Source organism: Collinsella aerofaciens (genome assembly GCF_015557435.1).
Classification (GTDB): Bacteria; Actinomycetota; Coriobacteriia; order Coriobacteriales; family Coriobacteriaceae; genus Collinsella; species Collinsella aerofaciens_Z.
Genome location: NZ_JADNOH010000017.1, coordinates 1 through 18,368 on the forward strand (window position 1 = coordinate 1; position 18,368 = coordinate 18,368).

The 18,368-nt window shown below is 58.9% G+C and carries 12 protein-coding genes, 1 tRNA gene and 1 pseudogene; 7 read left to right on the forward strand and 7 right to left on the reverse strand.

Annotated features, from left to right (window positions below):
- Positions 1-103: 103 nt before the first annotated feature.
- Positions 104-1,309, reverse strand: a complete 1,206-nt coding sequence (locus tag I2G43_RS01480) for a coiled-coil domain-containing protein (protein ID WP_195534831.1) — start codon at positions 1,307-1,309, stop codon at positions 104-106.
- Positions 1,310-1,575: 266 nt separating this feature from the next.
- On the opposite strand from I2G43_RS01480, the gene galE reads away from it, so the two are divergent.
- The 3 genes from galE to glgP all read left to right on the forward strand — a co-directional run bounded on the left by galE (position 1,576) and on the right by glgP (position 6,759).
- The gene (galE, locus tag I2G43_RS01485; RefSeq protein ID WP_195534832.1) at positions 1,576-2,637 is read left to right on the forward strand and encodes a UDP-glucose 4-epimerase GalE; all 1,062 of its coding nucleotides are present in this window, start codon (positions 1,576-1,578) and stop codon (positions 2,635-2,637) included.
- Positions 2,638-2,845: 208 nt separating this feature from the next.
- Positions 2,846-4,363 (forward strand): 4-alpha-glucanotransferase, encoded by a 1,518-nt coding sequence (gene malQ, locus I2G43_RS01490; protein ID WP_324249478.1) that lies wholly within the window; start codon positions 2,846-2,848, stop codon positions 4,361-4,363.
- A gap of 128 nt (positions 4,364-4,491) precedes the next feature.
- Positions 4,492-6,759 (forward strand): glycogen/starch/alpha-glucan family phosphorylase, encoded by a 2,268-nt coding sequence (gene glgP, locus I2G43_RS01495; protein WP_229071448.1) that lies wholly within the window; start codon positions 4,492-4,494, stop codon positions 6,757-6,759.
- A gap of 456 nt (positions 6,760-7,215) precedes the next feature.
- Here the strand turns inward: glgP and I2G43_RS01500 are convergent, their stop codons facing one another.
- From I2G43_RS01500 to I2G43_RS01520, 6 genes and pseudogenes are all read right to left on the reverse strand, one after another.
- On the reverse strand, positions 7,216-8,412 hold the full coding sequence (locus tag I2G43_RS01500) for an ABC transporter ATP-binding protein (protein ID WP_195534833.1): 1,197 nt from the start codon (positions 8,410-8,412) through the stop codon (positions 7,216-7,218).
- 68 nt (positions 8,413-8,480) lie between these two features.
- Positions 8,481-9,320, reverse strand: coding sequence for a carbohydrate ABC transporter permease (locus I2G43_RS01505; RefSeq protein WP_195534834.1), 840 nt, complete (start codon positions 9,318-9,320; stop codon positions 8,481-8,483).
- Positions 9,320-10,174, reverse strand: a complete 855-nt coding sequence (locus I2G43_RS01510; protein WP_195534835.1) for a carbohydrate ABC transporter permease — start codon at positions 10,172-10,174, stop codon at positions 9,320-9,322. The genes I2G43_RS01505 and I2G43_RS01510 overlap by 1 nt, the downstream gene beginning before the upstream one ends.
- Positions 10,175-10,261: 87 nt before the next feature.
- Positions 10,262-11,308 (reverse strand): ABC transporter substrate-binding protein, encoded by a 1,047-nt coding sequence (locus tag I2G43_RS01515; protein ID WP_229071450.1) that lies wholly within the window; start codon positions 11,306-11,308, stop codon positions 10,262-10,264.
- Between the two features lie 212 nt (positions 11,309-11,520).
- A pseudogene (locus tag I2G43_RS10440) lies at positions 11,521-11,577 on the reverse strand (twin-arginine translocation signal domain-containing protein); the annotation flags it as partial.
- A gap of 306 nt (positions 11,578-11,883) precedes the next feature.
- The gene (locus I2G43_RS01520) at positions 11,884-12,603 is read right to left on the reverse strand and encodes a GntR family transcriptional regulator (protein ID WP_195534836.1); all 720 of its coding nucleotides are present in this window, start codon (positions 12,601-12,603) and stop codon (positions 11,884-11,886) included.
- A gap of 227 nt (positions 12,604-12,830) precedes the next feature.
- On the opposite strand from I2G43_RS01520, the gene I2G43_RS01525 reads away from it, so the two are divergent.
- The 4 genes from I2G43_RS01525 to I2G43_RS01540 all read left to right on the forward strand — a co-directional run bounded on the left by I2G43_RS01525 (position 12,831) and on the right by I2G43_RS01540 (position 17,578).
- Positions 12,831-15,284 (forward strand): PTS transporter subunit EIIC, encoded by a 2,454-nt coding sequence (locus tag I2G43_RS01525; RefSeq protein ID WP_195534837.1) that lies wholly within the window; start codon positions 12,831-12,833, stop codon positions 15,282-15,284.
- A 124-nt stretch (positions 15,285-15,408) separates the two neighbouring features.
- On the forward strand, positions 15,409-16,422 hold the full coding sequence (locus I2G43_RS01530) for a polyprenyl synthetase family protein (protein ID WP_324249479.1): 1,014 nt from the start codon (positions 15,409-15,411) through the stop codon (positions 16,420-16,422).
- Between the two features lie 138 nt (positions 16,423-16,560).
- Complete coding sequence (locus I2G43_RS01535; protein ID WP_195534839.1) at positions 16,561-17,466, forward strand: peptidoglycan-binding domain-containing protein; 906 nt, start codon at positions 16,561-16,563, stop codon at positions 17,464-17,466.
- Between the two features lie 37 nt (positions 17,467-17,503).
- Positions 17,504-17,578, forward strand: a tRNA-Gln gene (locus tag I2G43_RS01540).
- The last annotated feature ends 790 nt before the right edge of the window (positions 17,579-18,368 follow it).

Sequence of the window (18,368 nt, forward strand, 5' to 3'; positions counted from 1 at the left end):
CGAGCCGGAGAGCACTTAATGTGCTCTCCGTGCGAGCAGGACTGTCCGAGCAGGCAACCTTATACCTTTCGGACAGCCGCGGACCAACGGTCGTTAAGCCCCGCTACGACAGCGCAACGCCGCCAAGCCAGCCCCAGCGCACGCCAGAGCCCGTACCGTAGAAGCTAATAAACGAATCAAGCGACTTAGACGTAATGGCACCCTCGTTGCTCATAACGATGCCGCCGCCAACGTAGATGCCCACGTGGCCGTAGATCAGGCCCGGAGCACCAGTGCCGCTGTGCGAGGAGTCGGCCACGATCATGCCAACCTGCAGCGCCGAGCGATCGGAGCTGTAGCACCAGGCGTTGAACATGTCGCACGCGTTGCCGCCAAAGTAGCCCACGCCGGCATTACGGAAGACGTTGGTAACCCAAGCAGCGCACCAGCCCTGACCAGGCGAAGGCGTGGAGTAGCATGCGTTGACGACAGCCTGCTGCTTGCCCGAGCCGCCCGTCTGCTGCGGAGTGCCACCGGCATACGAGCCGCCACCCGAGCTCGAACCGCCCGAAGAAGAACCAGTATTCGCAGAGGCTGCGGCAGCCGCAGCCGCCTTCCTGGCAGCCTCCTCGGCCTGGGCGGCAGCGAGGATCTCGGAATCACGCTGGGCCATGAGCTCCTTGACATCGTCGGAAAGACCGTTCAGCACGGTCTGGACCTCTTGCTGCTTGGCCTGCATATCCTGCATCTGGGCCGTCTGCTGATCCTTGAGTTTCTCCAGGTTGGCCTTTTGTGCTTCGAGCTCGGTCTTCTGCGCGTCGAGCTCAGCCTGAATCGTCTGGATATCCTCGATGGCATCGCGGTCGCTCTTGTTGATCTTCTCGACGTAGTGCGCGTTGGCGACGAGTTCCTCAAACGAGCCAGAGGCCAGCAGCAGCGACAGGATGTTCGTACCGCCGGACTTGTAGCTGGCGGCCACGCGATCGGAAAGGTCGTTGCGCTTCTTCTTGAGCTCGGCCTTCTTTTCATCGATCTGGGCCTGCGTGTCGTCAATCTTGCCCTGGACATTCTCGATGTCGTTGAGGGTCTGGGCATTCTTGTTGGCCAGCGCCGCATACTCATTTGCGATGCTGTCGAGCTGGGCCTGAACCTCGTCGAGCTGGGCCTGGGCGGCATTCAATTTATCGGTGGTTTCTTTGGAAGCCTCCGCCGCATGGGCGCGAGTGGGCAGGCCAAAAAGAACTGCCGCAGAAGCGGCGCCGAACAGGGCCTTAAGGGCAGTGCGGCGCGAGAGCTCCTGGGAAAGGATGGAATCGCTGTTTGGTGACATATGTACTCCGTTACATGCTTATTTATATGTCGCTCAACTCATACATATTAGCGTACATATGGCGCGTCCCAACGATTTCCACGAACGGCAGGAAACTACAAGGTCGGCGGCTCGTAAGCAATTGTCAAATTTGAGGTAACAATTAAGCAAGCTCTTATATGAGTACGTTAACATAATCCTCTGCTTTTCCTACAGTGCACCATTTGGGCGTCCCCGCCTGCGCTATACTCCCCTCTAGAAGTGTTCCTGATTCGATAGGAGACTACATGTCCAAAGCACTCGACCCCAAAGACACCTGCGTCCTCGTTACCGGTGGCGCCGGCTTTATCGGCTCGCACACCGTCGTTCAGCTGCTCGAGGGTGGCTACCAGGTCGTCATCGTCGATGATCTCTCCAACTCCAGCGCCGTCGCCGTCGACCGCGTCAAGACCATCGTGGGCGACGGGGCCGCCAAGAACCTCACCTTCTACGAGGCCAACGTGCTCGACCGCGATGCGATGAACAAGATCTTCGATACCCATCAGATCGACCGTGTCATCCACTTTGCCGGCTTTAAGGCCGTCGGCGAGTCGGTGAGCAAGCCCGTCGAGTACTACCACAACAACATCGAGAACACCCTGGTGCTCATCGACGTCATGCGCAACCATGGCTGCAAGTCCATCATCTTCTCGAGCTCCTCGACCGTCTACGGCGACCCGGACAACCCGCCCGTCACCGAGGAAGACCCCAAGAAGCCCGCAACCAACCCCTATGGCTGGACCAAGTGGATGATCGAGCAGATCCTTATGGACGTCCACACCGCCGACCCCGAGTGGGACGTCGTGCTGCTCCGTTACTTCAACCCCATCGGCGCTCATCCGTCGGGCCTGATCGGCGAGGACCCCAAGGGCATCCCCAACAACCTGGTGCCCTATGTCGCCCAGGTCGCCGTGGGCAAGCTCGAGGCCGTTCAGGTCTTTGGCAACGACTACCCCACCCCCGACGGCACCGGCGTGCGCGACTACATCCACGTGTGCGATCTGGCCTCTGGTCACGTTGCCGCCCTTAACTGGATGAACGGCAAGACCGGCGTCGAGATCTTTAACCTGGGCACCGGCACCGGCACCTCGGTACTCGAGGTCGTCGCCGCCTTCTCCAAGGCTTGTGGCAAGGAGCTGCCCTACGTGATCCGCGAGCGCCGCGCCGGCGACATCGCTGCCAACTGGTGCGATGCCTCCAAGGCCGAGCGCATGATGGGCTGGAAGGCCCAGTACGACATCGCGGACATGTGCCGCGATAGCTGGAACTGGCAGAGCCACAACCCCAACGGCTTCACCGACGCCGAGTAGCAAAAACCTACATACCGTTCTTGCCCCGATCTCACGTTGTGAGGTCGGGGCTTTTTCATGGCATGTAGCCATTCGCCGAAAATCGACCAACTTTTTTATCTTGCCTGTACATGTTTAAACAACATGTTTTACAATAGGCGTATCGAATCAGAACATCGGAGGCGGACTGCACACCCATCGGCAGGCCGACCCCACAACAAGAAGGTTGGTGAGCGCATTCATGGAGCGTGCAAGCGGCGTCCTCATGCCCGTCTCATCTCTGCCCGGACCATACGGAATCGGCGGCTTTGGCTGGAATGCCTACGACTTCGTCGATTTTCTCGCCTCGTGCAAACAACATTACTGGCAGATTCTGCCCCTTACGACGACCAGCTATGGCGATTCGCCTTATCAGTCGTTCTCGGCCCGCGCAGGCAACCCCAACTTTATCGACTTTGCCGAGCTTATCGAGGCAGGGTATCTGGAGCAGCGCGATATCGATGGCGTGTATCTGGGATCCGACCCCAGCAATGTCGACTACGGTGCTATCTTTGGCGGCCGCCGTCAGATTCTCGACCGCGCCGCCGAGCGCTTTGCTGCCGACAAGCCGGCCGATTTCGATGACTTTATCCAGGCCAACGAGGACTGGCTCATCCCCTACTGTGAGTTCATGACCGTCAAAGAGGAGTGCGGTCTCAAGGCGTTTTGGGAGTGGCCCGCGGAGCTCCGCACCCGCGGCGAGGCTTCCGCCAAGGTCTGCGCCGACCATCCGGCGCGTATGCTCTACCACCAGATGACGCAGTACTTCTTCGATCGCCAGTGGAGCCGCCTCAAGGCCTATGCCAACGAGCGCGACATTCTCATCATCGGCGACCTGCCCATCTATGTCTCGCGTGACTCCGTCGAGATGTGGGCGACACCTGAGCTCTTTAAGATCGACGCCGCCGGCAATCCCGTGAGCGTCGCCGGCACGCCGCCCGACCAGTTCTCGGCCACCGGCCAGTACTGGGGCAACCCCATCTACGACTGGGACGCCATGGAGGCCGACGGCTTCTCCTGGTGGGAGGGCCGCATTCGCGCCGCCCTCGACATGTACGACGTCATCCGCCTGGATCACTTCCGCGGCTTCGAGGCCTATTGGGAGGTGCCGTTCTCCTCGCCTGATTCGTCCTACGGTTCGTGGACGCAGGGTCCCGGCCTCAAGCTCTTCAAGACACTCGAGGAAAAGCTCGGCACGCTGCCCATCATCGCCGAGGACCTGGGCTTCCTCACCCCCGGCGTCATCGATATGCGCGACAACTCGGGCTTCCCCGGCATGAAGATCCTGCAGTTTGCCTTTGAGGGCACCAACTCGTACTACCTGCCGCACAACTACATTGCCAACACCGTCGCCTACGTGGGCACTCACGACAACGAGACGGCACGCGGCTGGTTTGAAGGAACGGCTACCCCGCGTCAGCGCGAGCAGACAGCCCTGTACACCCATCAGCAGGCCGGCGAACCCATCGCCGACGCGCTCAACCGAACCATCGCAGCCAGCGTGAGCGACACGTGCGTCTACACCATGCAGGACCTGCTCAACTTGGGCAACGAGGCGCGCATCAACACCCCTGCCACGCTGGGCGGCAACTGGACCTGGCGCATGCTCGACGGCGCCATCACCCGCGAGCTCGAGCACAAACTCACCGACTGGACCGAGACCTACTTCCGCATCCCGTCGGAAGCCGAAATCGAGCTTCCTCAATAGGAGCTACCGCGCCCGACCCCTCCCCACCGTGCGGACGCGCTTGCTTACCCGCGCGAGGCCACCCCAATCCCCTCGCGCGGGATTCTTATGAATTGCAGACATGTAATCAACCCATTACAGGAGGAAACATGCCCCAAATTAACCTCATGGAACTCGCCGAGCAGTCTTTTGGCACCTCGCTCGAGCAGCTCGACGACCGTCGCATTTACAAGCTGCTGGTCAAACTCGTGCAGGAGCGCTCCGCCGCCTGCCCGCTCAACAACGGCAAGAAAAAGCTCTATTACATTTCCGCCGAATTTTTGATCGGCAAGCTGCTCATCAACAACATGATCGACCTCGGCATCTACGACGAGGTTAAGGACCAGCTCACCGCCACAGGCCACGACCTCAACAAGATCGAGGAGTTCGAGGTCGAGCCGTCGCTCGGCAACGGCGGCCTGGGCCGCCTGGCCGCATGCTTCCTGGATTCCATCGCCACGCTGGGCTTGACCGGCGATGGCGTGGGCCTCAACTATCACTACGGCCTGTTCCGTCAGCGCTTTGTCGACAACCAGCAGAAGGCCGTCCCCGACGAGTGGCTCGGTGAGCAGGACATCCTAGTCGACGACGACCGCTCCTACACCGTCGAGTTCGGTGATTTTGCCGTTACCTCCAAGCTCGTCAACATCGACGTGCCCGGTTACGGCCAGCCCACCAAGAACCGTCTGCGCCTGTTCGACCTGGCGAGCGTCGACGACGGCCTGGTCCCCGGCAGCTCCATCGACTTCGACAAGACAGAGATCGCCAAGAACCTCACCTTGTTCCTCTACCCCGACGATTCCGACGAGCAGGGCCGCCTGCTTCGCATCTACCAGGAATACTTCATGGTGAGCAACGCCGCCCAGCTCCTGATCGACGAGGCCATCGAGCGCGGCAGCAACCTGCACGATCTGGCCGACTACGCCGTGGTCCAAATTAACGACACGCACCCCACCATGGTCATCCCCGAGCTCATTCGCTTGCTCACCACCGAGCATGGCATCGAGTTTGACGAGGCCGTGACCATCGTACGCTCCATGGTCGCCTACACTAACCACACGATTCTTGCCGAGGCGCTCGAGAAGTGGCCGCTCGTCAGCCTGCAGAAGGTCTCCCCTGCCATCGCCGACATTATCGTCAAGCTCGATGAGATCGCGAAGGCCGAGCACGATGACCCGCGCGTCGCCGTCATCGACGAATACGACACCGTCCACATGGCCCACATGGACATCCACTTTGGCTTCTCCATCAATGGCGTAGCCGCCCTCCACACCAAGATCTTGGAGGACACCGAGCTTCATCCATTCTACGAGATCTATCCCGAGAAGTTCTCCAACAAGACCAACGGCATCACCTTCCGCCGTTGGATCCATGGAGCCAACCCCGCGCTCGCCAGCCTGCTCGACGATGTAATCGGCACCGACTGGCGCAGCACCGGCGATCTGAGCAAACTCGCCAAGTTCGCCGACGACAAGGACGTTCTTGAGCGCTTGGCCGCCACCAAGGTCGAGGCCAAGGCCATCATGCGCCAGTTCATGGCGCTCGAGCAGGGCGTGACCATTCCCTCCAACGCCATCATCGACGTCCAGGTCAAGCGCATCCACGAGTACAAGCGTCAGCAGATGCTCGCGCTCTACATCATCTGGAAGTACTTCGATATCAAGAACGGCAACAGGCCTAAGCACCCCGTCACCATCATCTTTGGCGGCAAGGCGGCGCCTGCCTACACTATCGCGCAGGACATCATCCATCTGATCCTGACGCTGTCGCAGTGGATTGCAAACGACCCCGACGTGGCTCCCTACCTGCAGGTTGTCATGATCGAGAACTACAACGTCACCGCCGCCGAGCGCGTGATCCCCGCCGCTGACATCTCCGAGCAGATCAGCCTGGCCTCCAAGGAGGCGAGCGGCACCTCCAACATGAAGTTCATGCTCAACGGCGCCCTAACCCTGTGCACGCTCGACGGTGCCAACGTGGAGATTGCCGAGCTCGTGGGCGACGAGAACATCTATACCTTTGGTGCCTCGTCCAAACAGGTCGAGCAGCTCTACGCCGACGGCACCTACAACGCCGGTGCGCTCTACCGCAAGCCCGGCATTAAACTGCTGGTGGACTTCATCACCAACCCGGCCTTTATGGCAACCGGCAACGCCGAGCGCCTGCAGCGCCTGCACGACGACATTAAGGGCAAGGACTGGTTTATGGCCCTGCTCGACATTGAGGAGTACATCCAGACCAAGGAGCGCGTGCTGGCCGACTACGAGGACCAGGACGCCTGGATGCGCAAGGCGCTCATCAATATCGCCAACGCCGGCACCTTCTCGTCCGACCGTACGATCTCCCAGTACAACGACGAGATCTGGCACCTGAGCTAGCTCATTCCCCTTACCCATCCTCTTGAGAAACGGAGTCGTGGCAACACGGCTCCGTTTTTTGTGCCCGCACGTTACCCTGTGATCCGACTCGGCCAAACAATCTCGATCCGTAGCAATTACTCAACCAAAACGGTCCCAGCCGTTACAGATTGAGACATACCGGCCCCTCCCCTCGGGTTTATCTCAATCTGTAACATCTAGCAGGTGAAATTCGCCTTTGGTGTTACAGATTAAGATGAAATGGTTAGCTCAGCGGAACCGTCTCGATCTGTAACATCTAACGTCCGAAATCGGCCCTATCCGTTACAGATCGAGACAAACGACCGGTCAGACAGTCCCAACACAAAGAAAGGCTCCCCTCTCGCCCAGTGGACGGGAGGGGAGCCTTATATGTGACCGCGGCAAAAGGATGGCAAAGCCGCAGTCGCCCAAAGGGAGGGCCTGGATGCACCGGGCCTAGATAAGGTTCTTGCCAGACACCTTATCGAAGAGATGAGTCGCGTTCTTCTCGAACTTGAACCAGATGGGGTCGCCAGCCTTGAGCGCGCCCTTGGCCTCAAGGTCGACGACGGGGATAATCAGGACAAACTGGCCGTCGGGAGCGGTCACGTGTACATGCTCGGTCGAGCCCATGAGCTCGGTCACCTCGACGGTGCCCTGGAGCGCACCCTCCTCGCCCTTGTCGGCAAGCAGGATCTGCTCGGGGCGCACGCCGGCCGTAATCTCCTTCACATCGCCGCCATCCCAGTTGAGGGCGAGTTGAGCGCAGGTCTCGGGGGCGAGCGCCACGTTCATGTCCTCGGTCTTGACGGTAAAGCCGTTGCCCGAACGCACCAGCTGGGCATCGAAGAAGTTCATCTGCGGCACGCCGATAAAGCCGGCGACGAAGATGTTCGCGGGGTGGTTGAAGACCTCCTGCGGCGTGGCGATCTGCTGGACGACGCCATCCTTCATGACCACGATGCGGTCGCCGAGGGTCATGGCCTCGGTCTGGTCGTGGGTAACGTAAATGAAGGTACCCTTGATCTCGTGACGCAGCTTGATGAGCTCGGCACGCATCTGGTTACGGAGCTTGGCGTCCAGGTTGGACAGCGGCTCGTCCATCAGGAAGACCTTGGGGTCACGCACGATGGCGCGGCCGATGGCGACACGCTGGCGCTGACCGCCGGAGAGCGCCTTGGGCTTACGGTCGAGGTACTCGGTAATACCCAGGATCTCGGCAGCGGAGCGAACCTTGCGATCGATCTCGTCTTTGGGGACCTTCTTGAGCTCGAGCGTAAACGCCATGTTCTCGTACACCGTCATGTTGGGGTACAGGGCGTAGCTCTGGAACACCATGGCGATGTCGCGATCCTTGGGAGCGACGTCGTTGACGCGCTTGCCGTCGATGAGCACGTCACCCGAGGTGATGTCCTCCAGGCCGGCAACCATGCGCATCGTCGTGGACTTACCGCAGCCAGAGGGGCCGACGAGGACGATGAACTCCTGGTCGTGCACGGTAAGGTTAAAGTCCTCTACCGCAAGCACGCCGTCCTCGGTAACCTTGAGGTTGTGCTTCTTCTCCTCGGTCTTCTTTTTGCCAAAGAAGCCCTTCTTTTTGGACTCGTTGTTGGGATACACCTTCTGAACATGTTTGAGAACGATCTCGGCCATGTCTTTACCTTTCGATACGCGGCGCCACGCTGAGGGGCGCCGCAGAAACTTGCAAAACAGTTACGGCATCAGCCCTTGACGGCACCTGCCACCACACCGTCAATGATGTACTTCTGGCAGAAGATGTACATGATGACGATGGGGATAACGACCATCATGATGCAGGCCATCATGGGGCCGAGCTCAACATGGCCATAGCCGCCGCGGAAGTACTGGATCAAGATAGGAATGGTCTTGTACTTGGTGGAGTCAAGCGTAAGGTAAGGCAGCAGGTAGTCGTTCCAGACCCACATGGTCTCGAGGATGCCAACCGAAAGATAGGTGGGCTTCATGATGGGGAGAACGATCTTAAAGAACACCTGGACGGGGTTGCAGCCATCGATCATGGCCGCCTCTTCGATCTCGAGCGGGATGTTCTTGACAAAGCCGGCGAACATAAAGACCGCGAGACCCGCGCCAAAGCCCAGGTAGATGAAGCAGATGTTAAACGGCGTGTTAAAGCCGATGCGGTCCGCGAGGTTGGACAGCGTGAACATGAGCATCTGGAAGGGCACGACCATCGAGAAGACGAACAGGTAATAGAAGAAGTTCGAGATCTTGTTATTGACGCGCACCACGTACCAAGCGCACATGGAGCAGCACACCAGGATCAGTACGACCGACGTGACCGTGATGATGAGCGAGTACATGAACGCCGAGGCAAAGCCCTGCTCGTTCAGAGCGTGCACGTAGTTTGCAAGGCCGTTGAACGTCTCGGGCGTAAGCAGATCGAACGCCGTAGTCGTGCTGATTGCGGTCCCTTTCTTAAAGGAATTGAGCGCAATCATGAACACGGGGTAGATCCACGCGAGCGACAGGATCGTAAAGAAAATCGAGAGGACGCGGTTGATAGCTTTATCGCGTTTCATTACTGCTGCACCTCCTTGGACCTCGTGGCCTTAAGCTGAATCATGGAAATAGCGACGACCAGGATGCAGAAGATAACTGCCTTGGCCTGGCCAATGCCCTGCCATGCGATGCCAGCGCGCGAATAGAACGTGTTGTAGATGTTCAGGGCGAGCATCTCGGTGGAGTGCGCGGGGGCGCCACCGGTAAGGGCGAGATTCTGGTCGAACAGCTTAAAGCCGTTGGTGATGGACAGGAACAGGCAGATGGTGATCGTCGGCATCAGGTTGGGGATCTTAACCTTCCAGAACGTCTGCCATGCCGTAGCACCGTCGACCTTGGCGGCCTCGATGTAGTCGGACGGAATGGACTGCAGACCGGCGATGTAGATGATCATCATGTAACCGACCTGCTGCCACAGGGTCAGGACGATAAGACCCCAGAAGCCGGCAGCGGAGTTAAGGGCGATGAGGTCGGCGCCGATATTGGAAAGCAGGCAGTTGATCAGAATCTGCCAGATGTAGCCCAGCACGATGCCGCCGATCAGGTTAGGCATAAAGAAGATCGTACGGAAGATGTTGGTGCCCTTGAGCGCCTTGCGGGTGAGCGCCTGGGCGATAGCGAGGGCGATCACATTGATGAGCACCGTCGACAGGAAGGCAAACGCCACGGTAAAGAAGAACGACGTGGAGAACTGCGGATCGGACAGTGCGCGCACATAGTTCTCGATACCGACAAAATGTGTGTTGTTGATAGTAATAAACTGGCAGAACGAGAGATAGAATCCCTGGATAAAGGGGATTACGAACCCGATCATAAACGCCAGGCACGTGGGCAGCATAAAGAGCGGCCACCAGCGCTTGAGTGCTTTGCCCATAGAAGGGTCCTTTCAATATGCAGGGGGCGGGCAAACCACCGTCTGCCCGCCCCCTGCCGCTAATCAGATAGCTTGGGCAGCAATTGCTTACTCGGAAGCAGCCTTCTCGGTCTTCCAGCCGTCGACGAAGGCGTTCTTAACGCCGTCCCACTTGGTGTTGTCGGCAGCATAGGCGATCAGAGCCTGCTTGAGGTTCTTCTTCCACTCCTCAGAGGGGATGTAGACGAAGTCCCAAGCGACGGTCTTCTTGCCGTCCTTGGCCATGGCAACGGCCTGCTGCGAGAAAATGTTGTTGGTGTCCTTGGCGCTCTTGAACGGGGCGGTCAGACCCATCTTGTCAGCGATGATGCTGGTAGCGGTGTCAGAGGTGACGCACCAATACATGAAGTCCTCGGTGGCCTTCTGGGCATCCTCGGAAGCCTGGGAGCTGACGCACCAGTAGTTCTCGCCGCCGGAGCACAGGCCCTGGTTCTCCTCGCCGTCGACACCGATGTAGATGGGCATCATGCCAATCTGGTCGTCGGTCATGCCAGCCTTGGTGAGGTCAGCGTAGGCCCAAGAGCCGTTCTGATAGAAGACGGCCTTGCCGGTTGCGAACTCGTTGGTGGCATCGTCGCCGGTCTTGGAGGCAAGCTGCGAAGGATCGCAGGTGGAGTCGGTGATGTACAGGTCGAAGATCTGCTTAAAGTTGTCGAGATACTCGCCCTTGATCTCGTCGTCCTCCTGGTTGTGCTCCTTCTCGAACTCGTAGTAGAGCGGGAGGTTGGCGAGGTGGGTGGTGTAGCGCCAGCTGGAGGAGTCGTCCATGCCGGCGGAGGTGAAGGCACCGTCAACGCCGAGCTCGTCCTTGCGGGCCTGGATGTCGTCGGCGCAAGCCTTCAGCTTGTCGAAGGAGTCGATGTCCTCGGCCTTGTAGCCGGCCTTCTCGAGGAGCTCCTTGTTGTAGATAATGCCGTAGCTCTCCTGGACCCAGTCGATGCCCAGATCCTTGCCGTCGGACTGCAGAGCCAGGGAGTCGTCGATGAGCTCGCCGCGGACCTTGGTGTCGGACAGGTCGGCGCAGTAGTCCTTCCAGTTCTTAAGACCGGTGGGGCCGTTGACCTGGAACAGCGTCGGAGCGGAGCTCTTGGACATCTCGACTTGAGCTTCTCCTCGTAGGTATTGGAGGCGGCGGTCACGATCTTGACCTCGACGCCCTTCTCCTCCTTGTACGCCTTGGCGATCTCCTTCCACTCCTTGTCGACCTCGGGCTTGAATTGGAGGAAGTAGACCTCGGCAGCGTCACCAGAAGCAGAGGAGCCGGAGCCGGCGGAGCCGCCGCAGCCCACGAGACCCAGACCAAGAACCGCAGCCGCGGAACCAGCGAAGCCCAGGAACTGCCTTCTGCTCATTTCGTTCTTCATTACAATCCACCCTTTCACACCGTGGCGACACCCTTTGTCGCCGCCTTCGGAGATTGGCTTGGGGACTGAGCCCCTTTTGCTAATTTGTACAATACGCTTTTTCGCTAGTTGTTTGAACAACTATTACCAGAGCGGTAGAAAAACCTCGGTGAACGGTAATTTCAACTTTTCGCTTGACAAGTTTTGTATAAACAATTATATGTTATTGGATGCAGACAAAACGCCCGGTCAAGCCGATATGACGTCGGCCTGACCGGGCGTTTTCGCTTTGAGGGCATAAGCCTCGCCAGACGGCGAGCCTGCCGCCTATCGCTTGGAGTTGACGCGGTAGTGGAAGATCTCGGGATGCGTACGGGCGTGCGTGACCTCGAACAAGATGCCATCCGAGGTGTACGACTGGCTTTCCATGACGGCGACGCAGTTGTATTTTCCAAGGTCCAAGTAGCTGCAGTCCTCATCGTTGGCGAGCTCGACGCTCACCGTACGACGACTTGCCATCACTTTGACCCCGCGCTTGTGCTCCAGGTAATCGTAGATGGACTTCTCCGCAATCTCGGGCGTAAGCCCCTTGGCGATCGACTCCAAAAAGTAGCCGTGGTCAACCTGGCGGGCGCTACCGTTAAGACTGCGGACACGCACCACGCGAATCAGCTCCTCGCCCACCTTAAAACCCAGACGGCGGGAAAGCTGCTCGGTGCAAATCAGATGTTCAAAGGACTTCACGTCCGTCGACGCGACGGCATTGTTGCGCTTTGCGAACTCGCCAAACGACTCGACTTCCTCGAGCGCACCGAGCATATCGGTCTCACCTTTGAGCCAAATGACACGCACGCCCTTGCCGTGAATGGGTTGCACGTACATCTCGTCGGCAAGCATGGAAAGTGCTCGACGGACGGTATTGCGGGTACACCCGAACTCCGCGGTCAGCTCGGCCTCGGTCGGCAGCATCTCCTGGAATGCATAGGTTCCGTTGATAATGCGCGAACGAATCTCGCGGTAAATTCCTTCGTAAATGGCTTTTGGCATTGTTTCACCTCTAATGAATACGTACGGCTAGGCACGATAGCATTTCTTGGGGTTGTTCAAACCGCCTATCGGTAAAGCGCCAATAATTAACCGTTGGCGGTCGCTCTCATACCCAGACCCCGGTCATGTAAAAACCGTCAGCGAAGCCGCTTCGCCAGTCCTCTACAATTAACGATTGTTTAAACGTTTTACCCACGCAAGCGTGCGGCCGTCTGGAAGGACAAAACATGCTGCAGAAAATCCAACGTTTTGGCGGAGCCATGTTTGCGCCCGCCATGCTGTTTTCCATATCGGGCCTTATGGTCGGCATCTCCGCCCTCGCCACGACCGCAGACATTGTCGGCGACCTTGCCGTATACGGAACGCCTTGGTACTTCTTCTGGACCATCGTCCAGCGCGGATCGTGGACGGTCTTTAGGCGCCTTCCGCTCCTGTTTGCCATAGCCCTACCCATTGGCCTCGCCCAAAAGCAACCGGCGCGCTGCTGCCTCGAGGCGCTCGTGGCATATTTTGCCTACTGCTTCTTTTTGAGCGAGATCATCAAGATCAGCGGTGACAACCTGGGTCTTATGTACCCCTCATCCCTTGCTCCCGCCACCGGCATCACCGTCATCGACGGCATCAAGACCCTCGACACCGGCATCATCGGACCGCTGGCGGTTTCAACCATCGTCGTTGCCATCCATGACCGCTTCTACGATGCCAAGGTGCCCGATTGGCTTGGCACGTTCTCCGGCTCCTCGCTGGTCTACCTCATCAGCTTTTTCGCTGTTCTCGGCCTCGCCATCGTCTCGGCAATCGCCGTTCCCTTTATATATGGAGCGACCGATACGTTGCGCCATGCGCTTGCGGGAGTCGGCACCTTAGGCGTGGGCCTCTTCGTGTTTTTGGAGCGTGCCCTCGAACCCTTCGGCCTGCACCACCTGCTCTACATGCCGATCTACTACGACAACCTGGTCGTAAACGAAGGCGTCTACGCCACGTGGACCAACCTGCTTCCCATCCTTTCCCACAGCACGCGCCCCCTTAAGGAACTTGCTCCTTGGGCTGGCTTTACCGCCACCGGCTGGGTCAAGCTCTTTGGCTTGCCCGCCATCGCCGCGGCGTTCTACACCACCGCAAAACCCGATCGCAGGGCCGGCCTTAAGGTCATCCTGCTGCCTGCCATCGTCACCTCGGTGGTCTGCGGCGTCACCGAACCGCTCGAGTTCCTCTTTATGTTCACCTATCCGGGGCTCTTCGTGCTCTATGCCGCCTTATCGTCCTGCCTTGCCATGGCCATGAATTTCTTTGGCATCGTGGGCATTTTCTCGGGCGGCCTTATGGAAATGGCGGCCTTCAACTTTATCCCGCTCATGCGCACGCACGCCGGTGCCTACCTTATGGCACTCGGTATTGGGCTTGCCTTTAGCGTCATCTTTTTCCTGAGCTTCCGCGGTATCATCCTAGCCCTCGACCTTAAAACCCCGGGGCGCGAGGACCATGGCGCCAATCGCGCCGCCGACAAACAGTCAGCAAAGAGCATGGAGGACAAAGGGGACTCTTTCGATGATGATTCAGCCAATGCGCAGGCAAACCTCGATCACCTGCTTGCCGAGCACGTCGTCGAGCTTTTGGGTGGCGTTGGCAACATCGTGGGCGCAACCAACTGCGCCACACGCCTGCGCGTGGAGGTCGTCGATCCCTCTATCGTCGCGGACAATGCATCGTTTGTCGCAGCCGGTGCCAAGGGCCTCATCATCACCGGCAAAACCGCCCAGGTGATCATCGGCATCTCCGTTTTGCGCATTAAGGAGCACTTCGATCAGATCATGGGGCTCGAGCCGGGCTTTGCCCCCGAAGCGCCCCATCCCGTGCCCGGTGACACTCTTCAAAAGCCTGCAAATATCTGCTTCTTTGATATCGACGGAACGCTTGCCTGGCAAGACCCCCGCGTGGCCCAGGAGCTCCCCGAGGACGAACGGGACCTCTCGCCCTACCCCAACGAAGCGGTCTCGCAGGCCATCCGCGATTTTGTCGCCAACGGCAACATGGCATTTATCTGCACAGGGCGCACGTTGAGTTGCATCCATCCCAAACTGCTCGAGCTGCCCTGGACCGGCATCGTCTGCCTTGCGGGCGGCTATGTCGAGCTCGACGGACAGGCGATTCGCGATCTGGCGATGACTCCCGGCATGTTGCAACGCCTTATCCCTTATCTTGAGCAGTCGGGCGAGGTCATCCGCTTTGAAGGCCTTAACGGCGTCGTGCGCATGAGCGCCGACGCACCCGACGCTCCTGGGTACGCACGCACCGTGGGAGATGCCGTAACGCAGTTGCAGCACTACGGCGCCTACAAGATCTTGATGTCCACGCCGCTCGCCAACCGCATTGCTCGGGACAAGGAGCTTGAGCCGCTGCTGTGCTTCAACGAGCTCGAGCTCGATGTAACGGAGATATCGCCTCGCGAATGCACCAAGCGCGAGGGCATCCAGTCCGTACTCGACGCCCTCGACCCCAACCACGGAACCGTATACGGCATCGGCGATGCCAGCAATGACATCACGTTGATGAATGCCGTCGATGTTGGCATCGCGATGGGCAACGCGCCCGACTATCTCAAAAAACGCGCGGACTACATTACCGACTCGGTCGATCACGACGGTGTCGTCACGGCGCTCAAGCACTTTAGACTTATCTAGGTATGTTCCATCAAGCGTGCCCTGTTGTCCCAAATCACTAAAAATGCCGTGCAGATAGCCCCAATGTGGCAATATGGTGTCTGCATAATGCAACGATGCAACCTCCGAAAGAATGCGAGCGCCCGTGTCCAGTCCGTTTACCAGCTTTTTAGCCCAGCACTTCGACCAGATCAACGACTATCTGGCCACGTTCTTTGACGGACAGGCGACCTCTGCCGATATCGAGCGCTACCTGTACGCGCCGCTCTCGGCGTTTACGGCCAACGCCGGCAAGCGCCACCGCCCGCTCATTTGTATGCTCGCCGCCACCGCTGTGGGCGGTAGCTTTGAAAGCGCCCGCAGCGCCGCAGCTGCCATCGAGCATTTCCAGTCGGGTGCACTCATCCACGATGACATCGCCGACAACGGGCAGCTGCGCCGTGGCAAACCCTGCATGCATCTTACCGAGGGCACGGGGCTTGCCATCAACTGCGGCGATCTGGCGCTCACCATGGTCACCAAGACGGTTCTCGACGACCCCACGCTTGCGCCCGACGTTAAGCTGCGCGTGCTCCATGAGCTCACCGAGATGATTGTCCGCACCATTGAGGGTCAGGCACTCGACCTGGGCTGGGTTCGCGACGGGCGCTTTGACATCTCGGTTGACGACTATCTGGACATGGCGACGCACAAGACCGCGTTTTACAGCGGGGCCACGCCGCTTGCCGCCGGAGCCATTATCGGTGGCGGCAGCGAGGAGCAGGTCGAGGCGTTGCGCATTTTTGGCCTGCACACCGGCCTTGCCTTCCAAATCCAAGACGACCTGCTCAACCTTGTCGGTACCAAGGAAGCCGCCAACAAGGACTTCCGCACCGACATCACCGAGGGCAAGCGTACGCTCGTCGCCGTGCACGCCCTGTCCGATAAACGCCACCACGATGAGGTCGAGGCAATCCTCTCCTCGGGCACCGAAGACCCCGCGCAGCTCGCACGAGCCGTGGAGATCTTCCAGGGGAGTGGCTCGATTGACTACGCGCACGCCTACGCCTTGGACCTGACCGCTAAGGCTAAGGCCGCCATCGAGGATGTGCAGCTCGACCCGCATGCGCGCGAGTTGTTCCTCTCTATGGCAGATTTCTTTGTGGAGCGCCTTAACTAGCGGGGGTTACAAAACCTGTCGGCAGCGCATTTGAGCACAAGTTGCTACACTGTTGAGAGCATGTTTATGCATCCCTTCGAGTTGTCTATCCGACAGACGCTCAAATAGTACGAATGGTACGCCGAAAGGGGTTCGTTCATGGAACCTATTACAACGGGCATGCAAGGAGCAGCCGTCGAGGACGTTCAGTCCCGCCTTCTGCAGCTCGGCTACACAATTGATGCCACCGAGGTCGCCGACAAGCACTTTGGCACTACCACCGAGCAGGCTGTTGGCACCTTTAGGCTCGACAGCGGCCTTGCCGCCGGTCACGCCGTCGATATCCCCTGCTGGAGTGCGCTGGTCGACGCCTCGTACAAACTGGGCGACCGCACCCTCTATCTGCGTATGCCCAATTTCCACGGTGCCGACGTGCAGGCCTTGCAGCGCGCGCTCAACGTTTTGGGCTTTGCCTGCGGCGAGGACGACGGCTACTTTGGCCCGCATACCGAAGCCGCCCTGCAGCAGTTCCAGGAAAACGTCGGCCTGTTTGCCGACGGCATGGCCTTCCAGGACACCTACGCCTACATCAACCGCCTGCACCACGTGTGGGAGGGCAAGCCCTCGGTTACCGAAGCTGAGTCGCGTATCGGTTTTGCCCGCGCGGCCAACGTGCTCGAGCGGTTCCAGATTGCCGTTATCGGCGAGGACCCCATCGCGCGCAGCGTTGCATCGCGCATGTGGAATATCGCCACGGCAACGACCGACAACAGCGGCATGATGCTCTGCGATTCCGAGGTTCCGACCGATGTTGACCTGGTGCTCGAGATCGCAAGCGATGAGCTGCCCGCTGACGCAGCGCCGCGTGCCACGATTGCCCTCGCCGAATGCCACAACCTGGCCCAGCGCATCCGCACCGCCAATGTTGCCGCCCAGCAAAAGCCCGCACGCATTCGCATCGAACTCACGGGCATGACGCGCTACAACGGCACCTTCACCGCAAGCGACGCCCAAACGCTCGCCGTACGCCTACTCGATGGCGTTTGCGATGCCCTCGCAGATTAGGTAAACTAGACGAGTTGCTTTTGTGCAACACCCACATTGGGACGTAGTTCAACGGTAGAACTCCGGTTTTTGGTGCCGGCTGTTGGGGGTTCGAATCCCTCCGTCCCAGCCAAAGAAACAAAGCGCCCTGAGCCCATAGCGGCCCAGGGCGCTTTCTTGTGGGCAAGCGGAGGGATTCGAACCCGCCAGGGTGCGGAGCTGAGGAAACGCGAAGCGTTTTCCAGCGAAGCACGCAAGGAGCGAAGCGACGCAGCGGGGCGCGGCCGCCGACCAGGCGGACGCGGAATCCCTCCGTCCCACACCAGCCAAGAGCCCCTCACGTCAAGCAAATCGAGCCAACGCCGCCAAGCGGAGGGATCCGAACCCGCAAGGATGCGGAGCGACGCAGCGGCGCGCGGCCGCCGCAGGCAGACGCGGCGTCGGCACTTAGGGACGTTCCTAAAGTGCCGGCTCGGGACTATTTTCGAGGACCCTCCGAAGGACTGTGGCCAAAAAACGGCAAATATGAGTACTGTTACCGTTGTAGCTACATTATTTTCGTTAATAAAAGAAGATCTTAATGAGATTTATTCGCATCAAGGTCTTCCTTTAATGAACACTTGAGGAGATACGGCAGCTTATCTGCTCGATCGACACGTCAAATCACCTTAAATGTGGTCAAAGTTACTGCTACTAAAAGAGTATCAGTACTCATATTTGATGTTTTTTGGCCACGGCTCTTTATAGACACCCTGTACAGCGACGGTGGTAGATTTTGGAACGTTTCCGTCAGCCCCGTTCCGAAAAGCGAGCCGCATGCAACAACCAAGCCACGACAGGCCCCGGGAGAGCGGGGACACCGGCTTAGGTTTATCGCGAGTTCCGCACGAACAGGAGGCCACTTAATGTGGCCTCCGTCGTGA

Bases quoted from the DNA above. Each gene is read 5' to 3' on its own strand.
- I2G43_RS01480 (WP_195534831.1), bottom strand. From the start codon at position 1,309: ATGTCACCAAACAGCGATTCCATCCTTTCCCAGGAGCTCTCGCGCCGC.
- galE (WP_195534832.1), top strand. From the start codon at position 1,576: ATGTCCAAAGCACTCGACCCCAAAGACACCTGCGTCCTCGTTACCGGT.
- glgP (WP_229071448.1), top strand. From the start codon at position 4,492: ATGCCCCAAATTAACCTCATGGAACTCGCCGAGCAGTCTTTTGGCACC.
- I2G43_RS01500 (WP_195534833.1), bottom strand. From the start codon at position 8,412: ATGGCCGAGATCGTTCTCAAACATGTTCAGAAGGTGTATCCCAACAAC.
- I2G43_RS01505 (WP_195534834.1), bottom strand. From the start codon at position 9,320: ATGAAACGCGATAAAGCTATCAACCGCGTCCTCTCGATTTTCTTTACG.
- I2G43_RS01510 (WP_195534835.1), bottom strand. From the start codon at position 10,174: ATGGGCAAAGCACTCAAGCGCTGGTGGCCGCTCTTTATGCTGCCCACG.
- I2G43_RS01515 (WP_229071450.1), bottom strand. From the start codon at position 11,308: ATGTCCAAGAGCTCCGCTCCGACGCTGTTCCAGGTCAACGGCCCCACC.
- I2G43_RS01520 (WP_195534836.1), bottom strand. From the start codon at position 12,603: ATGCCAAAAGCCATTTACGAAGGAATTTACCGCGAGATTCGTTCGCGC.
- I2G43_RS01525 (WP_195534837.1), top strand. From the start codon at position 12,831: ATGCTGCAGAAAATCCAACGTTTTGGCGGAGCCATGTTTGCGCCCGCC.
- I2G43_RS01535 (WP_195534839.1), top strand. From the start codon at position 16,561: ATGGAACCTATTACAACGGGCATGCAAGGAGCAGCCGTCGAGGACGTT.